Here is a 16,835-nt window from a genome sequence, read left to right as displayed (position 1 = left end):
GACCCGGCCGATCCGGCCGATCCGACCCGGCCGGCGGCCGGCCCGGCCGGTGGCGGTACCGCGATGGTGGCTTGGGCGGCGAGGCCGGGCCCGGGGTCCGCCTGCGGCGCGTCGGCGCTTCCCGGCTCGGTCGGCTACCGGTCACACAACTTGACCCGAGTCCGAACGACTCTCACTCCACCGGCACCGGAATCGTCGCCTCCACCTCGAACGACGCCCTGTCCGCCCGGTACACGTCCCGCGCGAACTCGATACACCGCCCGCCCCCGTCATACGTCCACCGCGTCAACAGCACCCCGGGCGACGCGCTCCGCACCTTCAACCTCGCACACGACGCGTCGTCGATGACGATCGACTGGATCGTCGCCCGGGCGTGCGTCGGGACGATCCCGTACTGCCGACGCAGCACTTCCCACAGCGACCCGGTCAACCCCTGCTCCAGCAGACCCGGCGTCAACCCGCTCGGAAAATACGTCGTCTCCAGCGCGATCGGCTCGTCGTCGGCGAAACGCAGACGGTGCAGCGCGTGCACGGTGACGCCGGGCGCGAGGTCGAGCGCCTCGCGGGCCGACGGGCTCGGCTCCCGCTCCTCGGCCCACACGACCTGCGCGGACGGCCGTCGCCCGACCCGGGTGATCTCGTCGGAGAAGCTTCCGATGTGGAACCGGACGCGCGGCTCGGCCACGAACGTGCCCCGCGGCGGGCGCCGGTAGACGTAGCCCTCGTTCTCCAGCAGCGACAGCGCATGGCGCGCGGTCATCCGGCTGACCCCGTACTGGTCGGAGAGCTCTCGCTCGGACGGGATCAGCGTGTGCGGCGCGAGCTTCTCGGTGGTGATCCGGTCGCGCAGTTCGCCGGCGATCGTGAGATAACGAGGCGCGGACGCACCCTTGGTATTCTTCGCCGCCACGCCCGACAGCCTAACCATGACCGACGGTACCTTCCGGTCCACACCGCATGGTCTATACAGTAAAGCCGTGAACATCCTCGCCATCGATCAGGGGACGTCCGGCACCAAGGCGATCGTCGTCGACGAAACCGGGCGGGTCCTGGCGATCGCCGAGGAGACGCTGCACCCGCGGTACCTCGACGGCGGGGGCGTCGAGCAGGACCCGCGCGCCCTGCTCGACTCGGTGCTGACCGCCGGGCGCCGGGCCGCGGCCGAGGCCGGCCGGCCGCTGAGCGCGGTCGCGCTGGCCAACCAGGGCGAGACCGTCCTGGCCTGGGACCGCGCGACCGGCGAGCCGCTGACCCCGGCGATCGTCTGGCAGGACCGGCGGGCCGAAGCGATCTGCGCCGGCCTCGCCGCGCACGCCCCGGCGGTCGCCGAGCGGACCGGCCTGGTCCTCGACTGCTACTTCTCCGCGCCGAAGATGCGCTGGATCCGCGACTCGCTGACCCGCGACGGCGTGGTCACCACGACCGACACCTGGCTGGTGCACCACCTCTGCGGCGCGTTCGTCACCGACACGTCGACCGCGTCGCGGTCGCTCCTGCTCGACGTCGACGCGGTCGCCTGGAACGACGACCTGCTCGACGTGTTCGGGCTGGGCGACGAGCAGCTGCCGGAACTCGTCGCCTCGGACGACGTCGTGGGCACGACCACGGCGTTCGGCGGCGAGCTGCCGGTGACCGGGCTGATCGTCGACCAGCAGGCCGCGCTGCTGGCCGAGTCGTGCCTCTCGCCCGGCGAGGCGAAGTGCACCTATGGCACCGGGGCGTTCCTGCTCGCGCAGCTCGGCGGCACCGCGGCCCGGTCGAGGGCCGGGCTGGCCACCTCGGTGGCCTGGACCCTGCGCGACGGCACCGCGTACTGCGTCGACGGGCAGGTCTACACGGCCGCGTCGGCGGTCCGGTGGCTGATCTCGCTCGGGCTGATCACCGGCGCCGACCAGCTCGACAACGCGTCGGCCGCCGCCTCCGACGGGGTGCTCTGCGTGCCCGCGCTGGCCGGCCTGGCCGCGCCCTGGTGGGACCCGGGCGCGACGGCGACGTTCTCCGGGATGACGCTCTCCACCGACCGCGGTCACCTGGTCCGGGCCGTGCTCGAAGGGATGGCCGCGCAGGTCGCCGCGCTGGCCGTGCTGGTCGGCGACGACCTCGGCGCCGCGCTCACCCGCCTGCGGGTCGACGGCGGCCTGACCCGCTCCCGCGTGCTGCTGCAGGCCCAGGCCGACCTGGCCCAGCTGCCCGTCGAGGTCTACCCCTCGCCGCACGCCACGCCGCTCGGCGCCGCCGCCTGCGCGCGCCTCGCGCTCGACCCCACCGCCGTCGTGGCCGACGTCGTCGGCGGCTGGCGGCCCTCGTCGGTCTTCGAACCCCTCTGGACGCCCGACCGCGCGGCCTCGCACCTCGCACGGTGGCGCGAAGCGGCCGCCTTCTCCTCGAAGGGAACCTCGTGACGTTCGACATCGCGGTGATCGGCGGCGGACTCGTCGGGGCCGCGCTCGCCCGGACGCTGGGCGGCACGTCCCGCTCGGTGGCGCTGCTCGAGGCACGCGACGACGTCGGCGACGGCACCAGCAAGGCCAACACCGCGATTCTGCACACCGGGTTCGACGCGACCCCCGGCACCCTCGAGTCGAGGCTGGTCGCCCGGGGATACGCGCTGCTCGGAGCGTACGCGGCGGAGACCGGCGTCCCCGTGGAACGGACCGGTGCGCTGCTCGTCGCCTGGACGTCCGAGCAACGGGACGCGCTGCCGGGCCTGCGTCGGAAGGCCGAGCAGAACGGGTACACCGCGTGCGGGATCGTGTCCGCGGACGAGGTGTACCGGCAGGTGCCGGACCTCGGGCCGGGCGCGCTCGGCGGGCTGAGCGTGCCGGGGGAGTCGATCATCTGCACCTGGACGACGAACCTGGCGCTGGCGACGGACGCGGTGAACCGCGGGGTGACGTTGCTGCGCGGGCACCGGGTCACGTCGGTGGCGGTCGGGCCGTCGACGACCGGGATCTCGACGACGGCGGGCCGCGTCTCGGCCCGGTGGGTGATCAACGCGGCCGGGCTCGGCGCGGACGTGCTCGACCGGCTGTTCGGGTACGACCGGTTCACGGTGACGCCCCGGCGCGGCGAGCTGCTGGTGTTCGACAAGCTGGCCCGGCCGCTGGTGCCGGTGATCGTGCTGCCGGTGCCGTCGAAGGTCGGCAAGGGCGTGCTGGTCTCGCCGACGATCTACGGCAACGTGATGCTCGGCCCGACGGCCGAGGACCTGTCCGACCGGACCGCGACCGGGACGTCGGCGGACGGGTTCGCGTTCCTGCGGGAGAAGGGCGCGGAGCTGATGCCGCGGCTGCTCGAGGAGGAGGTGACCGCGACGTACGCGGGCCTGCGGGCCGCGATCGACCGCGGTGACTACCTGATCGACGTGGACGCCGACCAGCGGTACGTGCTGGTCGGCGGGATCCGGTCGACCGGGCTGACGGCCGGGATGGCGATCGCCGAGCACGTGTCCGGGTTGCTGAGCGGGTTTCTCGACCTGGCCCCGCGGGAGAACCTGCCGGCGCCGCCGCGGATGCCGAACCTCGGCGAGGCCGGCATGCGTCCGTACCAGGACGCGGCCGCGATCGAGGCCGACCCGGAGTACGGGCGGATCGTGTGTTTCTGCGAGCGGGTGACCAGCGGGGAGATCCGGGACGCGTACGCGTCGGTGATTCCGCCGTCGGATCTGGACGGCCTGCGCCGCCGGACTCGGGTGATGAACGGCCGCTGCCAGGGTTTCTACTGCGGCGCGCACGTCGCCGAACTGGTCGAGGCCCAGGGCGCCGCCCGATGAGCGGGCGCGTCGTGATCGTCGGCGGGGGGCCGGCCGGGCTGACCGCGGCGGCCGCGCTGGCGTCGTCGGCGGAGGTGCTCGTCCTCGAGCGGGAGGCCGAGACCGGCGGGATCCCGCGGCACAGCGACCACCCGGGATTCGGGCTGCGCGACCTGCACCGGTTCCTCTCCGGACCGGAGTACGCCCGCCGGCTGACGCGGACGGCCCGCGACGCGGGCGCCGAGCTGGAGACCGAGGCCATGGTGACCGGCTGGGCCGGGGCCCAGGCCCTCGAGGTCACCTCGCCCCGGGGCCGACGGGTCGTGACCGCGGACGCGATCGTGCTGGCCACTGGAGCCCGCGAACGCCCGAGGGCGGCCCGGCTGATCCCCGGCGACCGCCCGGACGGCGTCTACACGACCGGCCAGCTCCAGAACCTCGTCCATCTCCACCACCGGGAGGTCGGCACGAGGGCGGTCGTGATCGGCGCCGAGCTGGTCAGCTGGTCCGCGGTCCTGACGCTGCGCGAGGCCGGCTGCCGGACGGTACTGATGACCACCGAGCACGAGAAGGCGGTCACGTTCGGCGTGCCGGTGCGGCCGGCCTCCCGGGTCGTCGCGATCCACGGCAAGCGCCGGGTGACCGCGGTCGACGTCGAGGACCGGCGCACCGGGGAGCGCCGCAGGGTGCCCTGCGACACGGTGATCACCACCGGCGACTGGATCCCCGACCACGAACTGGCCCGCACCGGAGGCCTGGACATGGACCGCGGCACCCGCGGCCCGCGGGTCGACACGGCGCTGCGCACCAGCACCCCGGGGGTCTTCGCGGCCGGGAACCTTCTCCACCCGGTCGACACCGCGGACGTGGCCGCGCTCGACGGCCGGCACGTGGCTCGGGCGGTACGCGCCCATCTGGACGGTCGGACGGAACCCTCCGCTGGGCTCGGGCTCTCGGTCGACCCACCGCTGCGCTGGATCGCCCCGCAGATCTTCGAGCCCGGGGGCGCCGCGCCCGCCCGCGGCCGCCTGCTGCTCCGGTGCGACGTCTTCCACCGGTTCCCGGTCGTCACCGCGCTCCAGGACGGCCTGCCGATCGGCGTCGTCCGTCCACCGTGGCCGGCGGCCCCGGGCCGCGTCTTCCGGGTCCCGTACTCGATCCTGCGTCACGCCGACCCCCGCGGAGGCCCGGTCCGCCTCACCGTGGTCTGACCGACCCGCATTTCTCGCTTCGCATCTTGCGGCCCCGTCCTAGCCTGAAATGCAGTCGGAAGATCGGGGGCGGTCCGTGGTCCTGACGACAACTCCTCCTGCCCCACCCACGCTCCGGACGAGAACCGCGCCCACGCTCCGGCGGGTCCGAACCACCCCCGGGCTGCTCCTCGCCGTCACCGCCGGGCTCGTCGTGCTCGGGCTGCTCTGGGTGGCGATGGCCAACAGCGGCACCCGTGCCCGCGAGGACCAGGTCCGGGACGTCCGGACGGTCAGCGGCCCGCTCAGCGTCCACGCGCTCGACATCTACCGCTCGCTCTCCGACGCCGACGCCTCGGCCGCCACCGCGTTCCTGGCCGGCGGCGACGGGACGCCCGCCCTGCGTCAGCGCTATCAGGACGACATCGCGCGGGCCGGCTCGGCCCTGGCCCAGGCGCTCCGGGCCACGAACGAGCCCGACCGGCGCAGCGAGGAGAAGCTCCGCTCGCTCGCGATCGGCCTGCCGGTCTACACCGGACTCGTCGAGACCGCCCGGTCCTACGACCGTCAGCAGCTCCCGCTCGGCGCGGCCTACCTGCGGGAGGCGTCCGGGCTGATGCGCGGCACGCTGCTGCCCGCCGCCCAGGACCTGTTCACGCGGGAGACCGACCGCCTGGCCGCCTCCCAGCGGGCCGGCGCCGACTTCCCGGTGAGCGTTCCGGTCCTCGGGCTGCTCCTGCTCGGCGCGCTGGCCGCGGCCCAGGTCTTCCTCCTCCGGCGGACGAACCGCGTGCTCAACCCCGGTCTCGCGGTCGCGACCGCGGTGACGGTCGTCGGCCTGGTCTGGTCGACGGTCGCGATCGGCTCCGCGGTCGGGTACCTCGACGACGGACGGAAGCTCGGGTCGGAGCAGTTCATCCGGCTGGCCGAGGCGCGGGTCCTCGTCCTGCAGGCCCGGGCCGACGAGTCGCTGACGCTGATCTCCCGGGGTGACGGCGCGGCCGACGAGAGGCACTACGTCCAGGTGCTCACCCGGCTGGTCGGCGCCGACGGCCGGTCCGGACTCCTGGGCGACGCCGCCGACCGGGCCTCGTCCGACCGGGACCTGTTCGACCGCGTCGCCGGGCTGACCCGGTACTGGTGGGGGCTGCACAAGAAGGTCCGGGCCCTCGACGACCGCGGCGACTATCGCGGCGCCGTCGCGCTGGTGTCGGGCCCGGGGGAGACCACGTCGGTGGCGTTCGAGCGGCTCGACCAGCGGCTGGCCGAGTACGTCGAGCTCACCGGTGACTACTTCGACGACCGCGCCGACGGCGCGGCCGGTGACCTGGCCTCGGCCCGGGTCGCGATCGTCGCCCTCGGCCTGCTGGCCGTCGTCGCGGTCGTCCTCGGCACCCGCAAGCGCATCGGAGAATACCGATGACCCGGGCCGCCGTGCTTTCCCGCGCGGCGGTGCGGCTCGGTGCCGCCGGGGTCGTCGTCGCGCTGCTCGCCGCCTGCGGGGCCGCGCCCGGCGAGACCGGTACGCCGGCCCCGGCCCCGGTCGTCCCGGAGCCGCTCAACGTCGCCGACCCGGCCGTCGTCCCCAGCCCGTCGCCCCAGCCGACGTGCAACCCGGTCGCCAGCTTCCGGCCGCCGGCGTCGCTCCCGGCCCCGAACAGGATGCCCGCCGGCAGCACGATGGCGCGGATCGTGCGCCGCGGCCGCGTCATCGTCGGCATCGACCAGAACGCCTACCTGCTCAGCTACCGCGACCCCACCACCGGCGCCCTGGCCGGCTTCGAGATCGACCTGGCCGAGGCGATCTCGCGCGCGCTGTTCGGAACCCCGGACCGCGTCCAGTACCGCCACATCACCACCGTCGACCGCATTCCGGTCCTCCAGCGCCGCGAGGTCGACATGGTGATCCGCACCGTGACGATGAACTGCGAGCGCTGGCAGCAGGTCAACTTCTCCACCGAGTACCTGCGGGCCCGGCAGCGCATCCTCGTGAACAAGGGCTCCGGCATCACGTCCATCCAGGACATCGCCGCCCGGCACGGCAAGGTCTGCGCGACCAAGGGCAGCACGAGCATCGCCAAGGTCGCCGCGGTCCCCGGCGTCGTGCCGGTGTCCACCGACATCACGCTCGACTGCCTGGTGCTGCTCCAGCAGGGCCAGGTCGACGCGGTGTCCACCAACGACACGATCCTGCTCGGCATCGCGGCCCAGGATCCCGGCACCGAGCTCGTCGGGCCCCCGATGAGCAGCGAGCCGTCCGGCGTCGCGATCCCGCGGGACGACCGCGACCTGGTCCGGTTCGTCAACGGCGTCCTCGCCCGGATGCGGTCGAGCGGAGCGCTGGCCCGCAGCTACGACCGCTGGCTCGGCCGGCTCGGCCCCGCGCCGACGCCCGTCGCCGTGTACCGGGACTGACGGCCGTGCCGGCGATCGTCGACCGGGCCTGGATCGCCCGGACGCTCACCCAGCTGGCCGGTGACCGGCACCGGGTGGCGGACGCGCTGTTCGCGCTGGACACCGCCGACAACGGCCTGGCCTACCTGCGGACCGCCGAGCTCGCCGGGGCGACCCGCGAGCTGTGGGAGCGGCTCGCGCCGCGGCTCGACGCGCTCTGGGGCGCCTTCCGCGCGTTTTGCGGTGCACTCGACGCGGCCGGTCCGCCGGACGCGGCCCGCCCGGGCCGGTCCCCTCTCACGGCGGTCTCCGCGCTGCTCTTCGCCCCGATCGCCGACGAGGACGTCCCGGCCGGCCTGCGCTCGACCGACCTGGTCGACGTCGGCCCCTGGCTCACCGAGGAGTGCCGCCAGGTCACCGCCGTCGTGGCCGAGGTCGCCACCCGGCTGACCGAGGTCACCGCCCTCACGTCCTTACAGACCCGTCTGGACGCCGCCCAGCGCGCCGTCGGCGCCGGGGACAGCACGGCGGCGCTGCGCCGGTTGGCCCGGCGGGCGGAGGCGGATCCGATCGGCACCGATCTCACGGACCCCGGGGCGGCCGCCGTCGTCGCGGCCGCCACCGACCGGCTCGACGAGCTGACCCGGCTCGCCGCCGCCCGGGCCGGGTACCCCGGGCGCATCGCGGCGCTCGGCGAGGCGCTGGAGCGGCTGGCCGCGGCCGAGGAGGCGGTGACCGCGGCCAACGCCCGGGCCACGGCCAAGATCCGCGATCCCCGGCTGCCGGCCGGCGACGCGTTGACCGGGCGGCTCAGCGCCCGGCTCGGAGCCCTCGACCGGATTCGCGGCACCGCGCTCGACCAGGCGCTCCCGGACCTGGAGCAGGCGGTCGCCGCCGCCCACGACGCGGCCCGCGACCGGCGCGCGTTCGCCGACGGGCTGATCGAGCGGCGCGAGGAACTCCGGGGCCGGCTCGAGGCCTACCGGATGAAGGCGGTCCGGTCCGGGCTCGGCGAGCGCGCCGACGTGCTCTCCGCGTACGACGACGCCCACGCCCTGCTCTGGACCGCGCCCTGCGACCTGGCCGCCGCGACCCGGGCGGTGGTGGCCTACCAACGGTCCCTGCGACCGAGCTCAGGAGGCGGTACGGCATGAGCGGCTCCTGCATCCGGCCCGGCTGCACCGGCAGCTACGACCCCGACGGCTACTGCGACGACTGCGGACGCAAAGCCCCGGCCAGCCCGCCGAGCCCGACGAACGACGACGGACCGTCGTCCAGCGGTACGTCGTCGATCGAAACGGGGGACCGGTCGACCCGGGGAACCGGGCCCGGCCGTCTCGGCGGCGGGATGGTCGATCTCCCGCGGGTCCCACCGCCGGACCCGGCCGGGGCCGTGCTCGCGGACCCGCAGGTGCCGGAGAACAGCCGGCACTGCGGGAAGTGCGGCGCGGAGGTCGGCCGGAGCCGCAACGGGAAGCCCGGCCGGGTGGAGGGTTTCTGTCCGAAGTGCCGGACGCCGTTCTCGTTCGTGCCCTCGCTGACCCCCGGAACGCTGGTCAGTGGGCGCTACGAGGTGCTGGGGTGTCTGGCCTACGGCGGACTCGGCTGGATCTACCTGGCCCGGGACAAGAACGTGGGCGACGACGTCAGCGACCGCTGGGTGGTGCTCAAGGGTCTGATCAACTCCGGCGACCCGGACGCGATGGAGGCCGCGGTGTCCGAGCGCCGGTACCTGGTGACCGTGGACCACCCGTCGATCGTGAAGATCCACGACTTCGCGAAGCGCCGGGACCGGAAGCTCGGCGCCGACGTCGGGTACATCGTGATGGAGTACGTCGGCGGCCGGTCGCTGCGTGACCTGCGGGTCGACCCTCCGCGGCCGCTGCCGCTGGCCCAGGTGCTCGCGTACGGGCTGGCGGTGCTGCCCGCGTTCGGCTACCTGCACGACCGCGGGCTGCTGTACTGCGACTTCAAGCCGGACAACGTCATCCACACCGACGACAGGCTCACCATCGTGGACCTGGGCGCGGTGCGCCGGATCGACGACCACGTCAGCGCCGGTTGGGAAACGCCCGGCTACTCGGCGCCGGAGGTGGGGACCGCCGGGGCGTCGGTCACGTCCGACCTGTACACGGTGGCCCGGACGATGGCCGTGCTCAGCCTCGAGTTCGCCGAATTCTCCACGACGTACCGCTACCGGCTGCCGAGCCCGGCCCAGCACCCGGTGCTGGCGGACAACGAGTCGTACCACCGGCTGCTGCTGCGGGCCACCCACACCGACGTCGCCCGGCGGTTCGAGTCGGCCGCGGACCTGGCCGACCAACTCGTCGGCGTCCTCCGGCAGGTGCTGTCGGCGGCCGACGGGACGCCCCGGCCGGCCGCGTCGACCCGGTTCGCCGGGGAGGGGGCGGCGTTCGCACCGTCGACCGGCCGGGGGGTGCTCGACGGACCATCGATCGCGGCCGCGCTGCCGGTGCCCCAGGTCGACCCGGCCGACCCGGGCACGACGTTCCTGCTCGCGACGCGTGAGCGCGGCGCGGCCGAGCTGACCGAGGCGGTGAGGAGCGCACCGGCCGACAGCGTCGAGGTGCCGATCGCGCTGGCCCGGGCCCACCTGCGCGAGGGCGATCCGGCCGCGGCCCGCGCCGTCCTGGACGCGCTGGCCGCGGTGGCCCCGCTGGACTGGCGGATCCCCTGGTACCGGGGCCTGGCCGCGCTGATCGACGAGCGGCCGGGCGAGGCCCTGGCCGCGTTCGACGACGTCTACGGCGCCCTGCCGGGAGAGCTGGCGCCGCAGCTGGCGATGGCCGTGGCGGCGGAGTGGGCCGGGGAGACCGAAGCCGCCCTCGGCCGGTACCAGCGGGTGTGGAATTGCGATCACGCCTACGTCGGAGCGGCGTTCGGGCTGGCCCGGCTCCTGCTCGCCGGCCGGAACCCCGGGGGCGCGATCGGGGTGCTGGAGTCGGTGCCGTCGTCGTCCGCGCAGCACTCGGCCGCGCAGGTCGCGGCCTTGCGGGCCCGGCTGGCCGGGCCGGGGTCGGCGCAGATGTTCCGGGATGTCTCCGACCGTGTGCAGGGCCTGCCGCTCGACGACGGGCCGCGGGCGCGGCTGTCGGTGGAGATCCTCGACGCGGCGCTGGGTTGGGTGAGCGGCAACGGCGCCGGCCACGGGACCGAGCACGTGCTCGGGCACCCGCTGACCGAGCGGGGGCTGCGCCTCGGGCTGGAGCAGGTCTACCGGGCGCTGGCCAAGGCCGCGCCGACCGTGGACGAACGGATCACGCTGGTCGACCGCGCGAACGCGGTCCGCCCGAGGACGCTGGTGTAGCGATGACCGTTGCCTGCCCGGAGTGCGCTCACGTCGCCGACGACGCCGACGTCTTCTGCGAGGCCTGCGGCACCGAGCTGGCGCCGCCCCCGCGGTCCGAGGCGCGGGTGTGGGCGAGCTCGGCGGTCGCGGCCGGCGAGTGCGGGCACTGCGGAGCCGCGCCGGCGAGCGAGTTCTGCCCGGAGTGCGGCCGCCGGACGGGCGCCGGGCGGGACCGGTCCGAGCTCGCGCTGCCGGGCGTCGGCGCGGTGACCGACCGCGGCCACCGGCGCTCCGCCAACGAGGACGCGATCGCGGTCGGCGCCGACGACGGGGTGGCGGCGGCGATCGTCTGCGACGGGATCTCGACGTCGCCGCGGGCCGACGTCGCCGCGGTGGCCGCGGTCGAGGCCGGGCTGCCGGCCGCGCTCCGGGCGGTCACCGGTGGCATGCCGCCGGCCGGCGCGGTGCGCGCCGGGTTCGCCCGCGCGTTCACCGCCGTCGACGCGCTGACCCACCCGTCTCCGTCCGATCCGGCCCCGGTCGGCATCCCGAGCTGCACGTACGTCACCGCGATCGTCACCGCCGACGGCTTCGCGGTCGGCTGGCTCGGCGACAGCCGGGCGTACTGGGTGCCCGCCGACGGTGACCCGCGCCTGCTGACGGTCGACGACGCGCTGCCGGAGAGCGACGGGGGAGCGCTGACGCACTGGGTCGGCGCCGACGCCCCCGACGACGAGATCCACGTGGTCACCGAGCAGCCCGACGGGCCTGGCGTCGTCGTGCTGTGCTCGGACGGGCTGTGGCGCTACCTCGCCGGCCCGTCGGATCTGGCGCCGATCGCCGTGCGGCCGCCCGCGGACGGCGCGCGGCTTCTCGTCGACCTTGCTCTGGAGAGGGGCGGGGCCGACAACGTCGCGGTCGCCGTCCTCGTCGTCGCCCGACCGGAGGGAGAGACCGCATGACCAGCCCGTCGCAGGTCAGCATCGAGACACACCAGAACGAGTACCTCCCGGCCGGCGGGCGGACCGTCGACGCGGTGGTGACGGTGACCGGATCGGAGAGCGCGGCGCAGCCGCGGGCCGTGTCCCGGAGTTCGACCGCGGAGATGATCCTCATCGACGTGTCCGCGTCGATGAGCGGGGCGAAACTGCAGGCCGCGAAGCAGGCCGCGGCGGCGGCGATCGACACGCTGCCCGACGGGGTCGCGTTCGGGATCGTCGCCGGGGACACCGGCGCCTGGCCGGTCTACCCGAGCCGGAACCGGCTGGCGACGTCGTCGGCGGCCAACCGGGCCGAGGCCCGCGACGCGGTGTCCCGCCTGCGGACGAAGGGCGGGACGGCGATCGGGGCCTGGCTCACGCTCGCGGCCGAGATGTTCGGCCAGCGCGGAGCCGCGCTCAACCACGCGATCCTGCTCACCGACGGGGCCAACGGCGAGGACGGCCCGACGTTCGACCGGGCGCTCGACCGGTGCGAGGGCCTGTTCGTCTGCGACAGCCGCGGGATCGGCGACGGGTGGGTGGCGCGTGACCTGATCAAGGTCGCCGAGAGGCTGCTCGGGACCGCGTCCGGGATCGTCGACCCGGACGCGCTGACCGCCGACTTCCTGGCGATGACCGAGGCGGCGATGGGCAAGACGATGGCCGACGTCGTCCTGCGGGTCTGGACGCCGGCCGGGGCGGGCGTCCGGTTCCTCAAGCAGGTGTTCCCGGAGATCGTCGACCTGACCGGGCGGCGGACCGACCTCACGAAGCGGGTCGGGGCGTACCCGATCGGGTCGTGGGGCGCGGAGAGCCGGGACTACCACCTGCGGGTCGACGTGGAGCCGGGTGAGCTCGGCGAGGAGATCCTGGCGGCGCGGGTCAGCGTGGTGCACGGGGACGACGTGCTCGGCCAGAGCCTGGTGCGGGCGATCTGGACCGACGACCTGTCGTCGACGACGACGATCAACGGGCGGGTCGCGCACTACACCGACGCGACCGAGCTGGCCGACGCGATCCGGGAGGGCACCGAGGCGCAGAAGGCCGGCGACCTGGAGCGGGCCACGGCCAAGCTCGGGCGGGCGGTGCAGCTCGCGACCGCGTCCGGGCAGGAGGGGACGGCGAAGATGCTGGCCGAGGTCGTCGAGGTGGTGGATGCGCCGTCCGGGACGGTGCGGTTGCGGCGGCGGGGGGCGAGCAGCGCGTCGGAGTTGCTGGAGGTGACGTCGCGGAAGACGCAGCAGATTCGTCCGGCGCGGCCGTGAGCGGGGTCGTCTGTCCGAACGGGCACGAGTCGGAGGCCGAGGACTACTGCGACGAGTGCGGGCTCCGGATCGGTGAGGCGGTGCCGCCGGCCGTTCCTGCGGCGGTTTGCCGGGAGTGCGGGGCCGAGGCCGGGGGGCGGTTCTGCGAGGAGTGCGGAGCCGATCTACTGGCTCGGCCGGCTGGGCCGGCTGGGCCGGCTGGGCCGGCTGGGCCGGCTGGGCCGGCTGGGCCGGCTGGGCCGGGCGGGCCGGCTGGGCCGGGCGGATCGGCTGGGCCGGGCGGATCGGCTGGGCCGGGCGGATCGGCTGAGGTGGCCGCGCCAGTCGCGGTTGACGATGAGTGGTGGATCGTGGTGAGCGCGGATCGGGGGTTCTACGACCGGATGCGGGCGCTGGACGGACCGGACGCGGGCGAGGTCGACTACCCGGTCTACTGCCCGGACCGGCGCTTCCCGCTCACCGGCGGGCAGCTCCTCATCGGACGCCGGAGCCGGGCCCGGGGCATCTACCCGGACATCGACCTCATCGGCCCGCCGGAGGACGCCGCGGTCTCCCACACCCACGCCCTGCTCGTGCCTCAGCCCGACGGCCGCTGGGCGGTCATCGACCTCCGCTCGACCAACCACACGTACCTCGACGGCAGCCCCGACCCGATCGACGCCGAACGGCCGGTACCGCTCGCCGACGGCACGTATGTGAACGTCGGCGCCTGGACCCGCCTCACGCTGCACCTCGGGGAGCCGTGAGGGTTCGTCTCGTCCTCGTCGCGGCGTTGCTGCTGCTCGCGGGCTGTACGGAGACGCCGGACACGCTCCGCCCGGCCGCGGGGCCGGAAGCGGGGCCGGCGGCGCGGCCGGCACCGGCCGCGCCGGTCGCCACCACGCCGGTGCCGGCGCCGAGCTCCGGACCCCGGTGCCTCGACCCGGGCGTCGAGATCTCGGTCGGCGAGACCGAGGGCGCGGCCGGCCTGCGTCTGGTCACGCTCCAGCTCCGCAACTGCGGCACCCGGCCGTACACCGTCCAGGGCTACCCGGTCGTCACGGTCCTCGACGCCGACGGCCGCGCCACGGACGTCCGCACGTTCCACGGTACCCAGCACGTCTACACCCTGGGACGCCCCGACCCGCCGCCGAGGCGGGTCACGCTCGCCCCGGGCGAGCGCGCCCGAGCGGCCCTGATCTGGCGCAACCTCACGACGGCCGCCGAGACCGTGGTGGTCGGTGAGTACCTCCGGGTGGCCCCGGCCCCCGGGGCGCCCGCCCACCGCCTCACCCTCCACGTCGACCCGGGCAATACCGGCACCATGGCCGTCAGCCCCTGGGCCCGGTGAGGTCAGAGGGGGAGGTAGCGGCCGGCTACCAGGGTCATGACCTGGAGCTGGATCGTGTCGCCGAAGTAGTTGCCGCTCTCGACGTCGTTGTCGGCGAGCTTCGTCCAGAGCCGATCGAGCCACTGCTGCGCGCCCGGGTCGGCCATCGCGCTCACCGCCAGCGGGGCCCAGAACGCGTTCTCCGGGCCCGCGTTCTCCCGGGTGCCGTCCAGCCGGTAACCCGACCCCACCTTCCCCGGATCGCCGCCGGTCGACGTCCGGAACCAGGCGTCCACGGTGCGCGCGGCGGCCACCGACCCGGCGTCGCCGGTGAGGATCGCGTCGGTACCGAGGCGCCACGGCGTGCGGCAGGCGTTGAACGAGTAGTCGCCGTCGTTGGCGGTCTCCAGCACCTTGCCGGTGACCGGCTCGAGCCCGTCGCCGGTGGTGTGGGCGAAGTCGGGCAGCAGACCGGTGTCATCATCGCCCTGCAGGTCAGCGACCGCGCGCTGGTGGGCCTCGCGGATGCTCGTCCACGACCGATCGCCGGTGACCTCGGCGAAGACCCGGAAGTAGTACGGCATCCAGTCCGACGTCCGGGTCGTCGCGTAGAGCGTCGGATTCGCCGGGGTGCTCCAGTCGCCGAGCAGCATCAGGTCGGTCGCCGGACTGACGGTCTTGTTCTTGATCGCCCGGATCCGCTTCAGCGCCAGCCCGCGGTAGTCCTGGTCGCCGTCGCTGCCCCAGAGCTTGTCGGCCAGCAGCAGGCCGTAGGCGATGTCCAGGTCGCCGTCGGTGGCCGAGTCACCGCCCGCGCGGTCCTCGCAGTCCTTGTTCTGCTCGGCCGCCATCAGGTCGGGCGTCCGGGTGGACGGGTGCGCGAGGACGTAGGCGAGCAGACCGTCGAACGTGTCCTTGGCGTCCAGGTCGGCCGGGGACATCATCGCGGTGATGACCAGGCCGTACCCCTGGGCCTCGGCGACGTACGGGTACTTGGCGTCGGGCGAGTGGACCTGCAGCGTGCCGTCGCCGCAGTCGTCGACGACGTACTCGTCCTTCCAGGACCGGTAGAAGTCCAGGAGCGCGCCGTCCAGATCGTCCTGCGACGCCGACGGACGGATCACGGCGTGCGCGGTCGCCGCCCGGTCCGGCGCGCTCGGGAACGCCAGCTCGGGGGAGCGGTTCAGCGCGACCACCGCGGCGACCGCCCCGAGCAGGACGACGACCACGGCGGCGACGAGGAGGACCAGGGTCCGGCGGCGGAGAACGGGCCTCATGAGGCGATCGAGGCGGGCGGCGCGGACATTCCCGCAGCCTACGGCAGCAACCCGCCCCGCCCGCCCACCCGGTCCACCGCTGGACCGGGGCCTCGTCGCCCATCAGGCCCCGGTACCAGCGGTAGCACCAGTCCCCGATGATCGCCGCCTCCAGCGGCACCAGCGCGCCACCCTGCCGGTAGGTCCGCGACGTCTTGTTCGGCTGGCACCACAATCAGCCTTTGGCGCGGGAGGCGGACGCGGCCCGGGCCACCGCGGCCTCGTCCGGGCCGGAGACCTCGTCGAGCAGGCGGCAGCGCGCCGAGGTGGTCGGCGGGGTGTCGGCCGGCGTGGGTCGCTTTTTCCCACCTGGATGTGAGGGTCGCAACGGCGGCGCGCCCGGGCATCCGTCATCACGTCGCGGGTCGCCCCGGCGCGATTGGTCATCCGTCTCACGGCCGTTTTCCGATCGGGGCCGGCCGTCGTGCCGCCGACCGCAGACGCGCCCCGAAGATTTTCGCGCCCGCGCCCGCGCCCGTGCCTGTGCCCGCCCTCGCCGATCGGACCGGCCCCGGCCGCCGCGCCGGGCGCGCCGTGGCGGGCGCCCGCCGTGGCGCGCGCCGGAGCTTCGGCCGACTCCGTCGGGGGAATGCGGCGCGGAGGTAGGTGACCCGGCCGCTTCCCAGGATCGGGTCGGCATCATGGACCGAGATCGCCCTCCCAAGCCGGCGCGCCGCCCGGGCCGTCCGCGGCGCCCGAGACCGCCGCCCCCGAGCCGCGAGCCGCCTCCGAGGCGAAGGCCGCCCGGAGGCGCGCGCCGGAGCCCCGGCGGACTCCGTCCGGGAATGCGGCGCGGAGGTAGGTGGCCCGGCCGCTTCCAGGATCGGGTCGGCATCGTGGACCGCGATCGCCCTCCCAAACCGGCGTGCCGCCCCGTGCCCTCGACGGCGGCTGAGACCTTCGAGAGGCGAGCCGCCTCCGAGGCAGATGCCGCCCCGAGGCGAAGGCCGCCCCGAGGCGGAGGCAGCCCTGAGGCGGAGGCAGCCCTGAGGCGGAGGCCGCCCGCGCGGCGGAGGCTGCGGTGATGGCGGGTGCGGCCGATGCGGACGAGGACGCGGCTGCGGTGGAATCGGACGCGGCGGCGGAACCTGCACGCCAGTGGACGTGGCCGCACTCGTCGGCCGGCCCGCGCTTCCGCACCACCCCGCGCCCATCGACCAGCACCCCCGGGCCCGCTCGCCGCGTGCAGCACGAGCGCGGATCCGGCGCCCCGGACCCCCGCGGCCTCCGCCGACCGCGTCGCGATGTTCCCGATCCGGCGCCGCGGCCCGGCCCGGCCCGACCGCTGGACTGTCCCGATCGAGGCCGCCGCCGGGCCGC

General features: G+C 75.0%; 14 protein-coding genes. 12 read left to right on the top strand and 2 right to left on the bottom strand.

Annotated features, from left to right (window positions below; genetic code table 11):
• Positions 1-172: 172 nt before the first annotated feature.
• Positions 173-928: a GntR family transcriptional regulator gene (locus FL583_RS33535; protein ID WP_142708912.1), complete on the bottom strand. Its 756-nt coding sequence runs from the start codon at positions 926-928 to the stop codon at positions 173-175.
• On the opposite strand from FL583_RS33535, the gene FL583_RS33530 reads away from it, so the two are divergent.
• From FL583_RS33530 to FL583_RS33480, 12 genes are all read left to right on the top strand, one after another.
• The gene (locus FL583_RS33530; protein ID WP_142708911.1) at positions 927-2,402 is read left to right on the top strand and encodes an FGGY family carbohydrate kinase; all 1,476 of its coding nucleotides are present in this window, start codon (positions 927-929) and stop codon (positions 2,400-2,402) included. The genes FL583_RS33535 and FL583_RS33530 overlap by 2 nt on opposite strands.
• A complete protein-coding gene (locus tag FL583_RS33525) occupies positions 2,399-3,772 on the top strand; it encodes an NAD(P)/FAD-dependent oxidoreductase (protein ID WP_142708910.1) in 1,374 nt (457 codons plus the stop codon). The genes FL583_RS33530 and FL583_RS33525 overlap by 4 nt, the downstream gene beginning before the upstream one ends.
• Complete coding sequence (locus FL583_RS33520; protein ID WP_142708909.1) at positions 3,769-4,962, top strand: NAD(P)/FAD-dependent oxidoreductase; 1,194 nt, start codon at positions 3,769-3,771, stop codon at positions 4,960-4,962. The genes FL583_RS33525 and FL583_RS33520 overlap by 4 nt, the downstream gene beginning before the upstream one ends.
• A gap of 76 nt (positions 4,963-5,038) precedes the next feature.
• On the top strand, positions 5,039-6,364 hold the full coding sequence (locus FL583_RS33515) for a hypothetical protein (protein WP_142708908.1): 1,326 nt from the start codon (positions 5,039-5,041) through the stop codon (positions 6,362-6,364).
• On the top strand, positions 6,361-7,356 hold the full coding sequence (locus tag FL583_RS33510; RefSeq protein ID WP_142708907.1) for a glutamate ABC transporter substrate-binding protein: 996 nt from the start codon (positions 6,361-6,363) through the stop codon (positions 7,354-7,356). The genes FL583_RS33515 and FL583_RS33510 overlap by 4 nt, the downstream gene beginning before the upstream one ends.
• 5 nt (positions 7,357-7,361) lie before the next feature.
• Positions 7,362-8,489 carry a hypothetical protein gene (locus tag FL583_RS33505; RefSeq protein WP_142708906.1) on the top strand — a complete coding sequence of 376 codons (1,128 nt, stop codon included), beginning with the start codon at positions 7,362-7,364 and terminating at the stop codon, positions 8,487-8,489.
• Positions 8,486-10,663: a serine/threonine-protein kinase gene (locus tag FL583_RS33500; RefSeq protein ID WP_142708905.1), complete on the top strand. Its 2,178-nt coding sequence runs from the start codon at positions 8,486-8,488 to the stop codon at positions 10,661-10,663. The genes FL583_RS33505 and FL583_RS33500 overlap by 4 nt, the downstream gene beginning before the upstream one ends.
• Before the next feature lie 2 nt (positions 10,664-10,665).
• Positions 10,666-11,607 (top strand): PP2C family protein-serine/threonine phosphatase, encoded by a 942-nt coding sequence (locus tag FL583_RS33495; protein ID WP_142708904.1) that lies wholly within the window; start codon positions 10,666-10,668, stop codon positions 11,605-11,607.
• The gene (locus FL583_RS33490; protein WP_142708903.1) at positions 11,604-12,890 is read left to right on the top strand and encodes a VWA domain-containing protein; all 1,287 of its coding nucleotides are present in this window, start codon (positions 11,604-11,606) and stop codon (positions 12,888-12,890) included. The genes FL583_RS33495 and FL583_RS33490 overlap by 4 nt, the downstream gene beginning before the upstream one ends.
• 151 nt (positions 12,891-13,041) lie before the next feature.
• Positions 13,042-13,200, top strand: a complete 159-nt coding sequence (locus tag FL583_RS41245) for a hypothetical protein (RefSeq protein ID WP_205752699.1) — start codon at positions 13,042-13,044, stop codon at positions 13,198-13,200.
• Positions 13,201-13,243: 43 nt separating this feature from the next.
• A complete protein-coding gene (locus FL583_RS41240) occupies positions 13,244-13,636 on the top strand; it encodes an FHA domain-containing protein (protein ID WP_205752698.1) in 393 nt (130 codons plus the stop codon).
• Positions 13,633-14,220: a DUF4232 domain-containing protein gene (locus FL583_RS33480; RefSeq protein ID WP_170324005.1), complete on the top strand. Its 588-nt coding sequence runs from the start codon at positions 13,633-13,635 to the stop codon at positions 14,218-14,220. Before FL583_RS41240 ends, FL583_RS33480 begins: the two co-directional genes overlap by 4 nt.
• 2 nt (positions 14,221-14,222) lie before the next feature.
• On the opposite strand, the gene FL583_RS33475 is transcribed toward FL583_RS33480, so the two are convergent.
• The gene (locus FL583_RS33475; RefSeq protein ID WP_142708901.1) at positions 14,223-15,476 is read right to left on the bottom strand and encodes a family 8 glycosyl hydrolase; all 1,254 of its coding nucleotides are present in this window, start codon (positions 15,474-15,476) and stop codon (positions 14,223-14,225) included.
• Positions 15,477-16,835: the final 1,359 nt, after the last annotated feature.

It is taken from the genome of Cryptosporangium phraense, assembly GCF_006912135.1.
Classification (GTDB): Bacteria; Actinomycetota; Actinomycetes; order Mycobacteriales; family Cryptosporangiaceae; genus Cryptosporangium; species Cryptosporangium phraense.
This window is presented reverse-complemented; position numbering and strand designations above follow the sequence as displayed.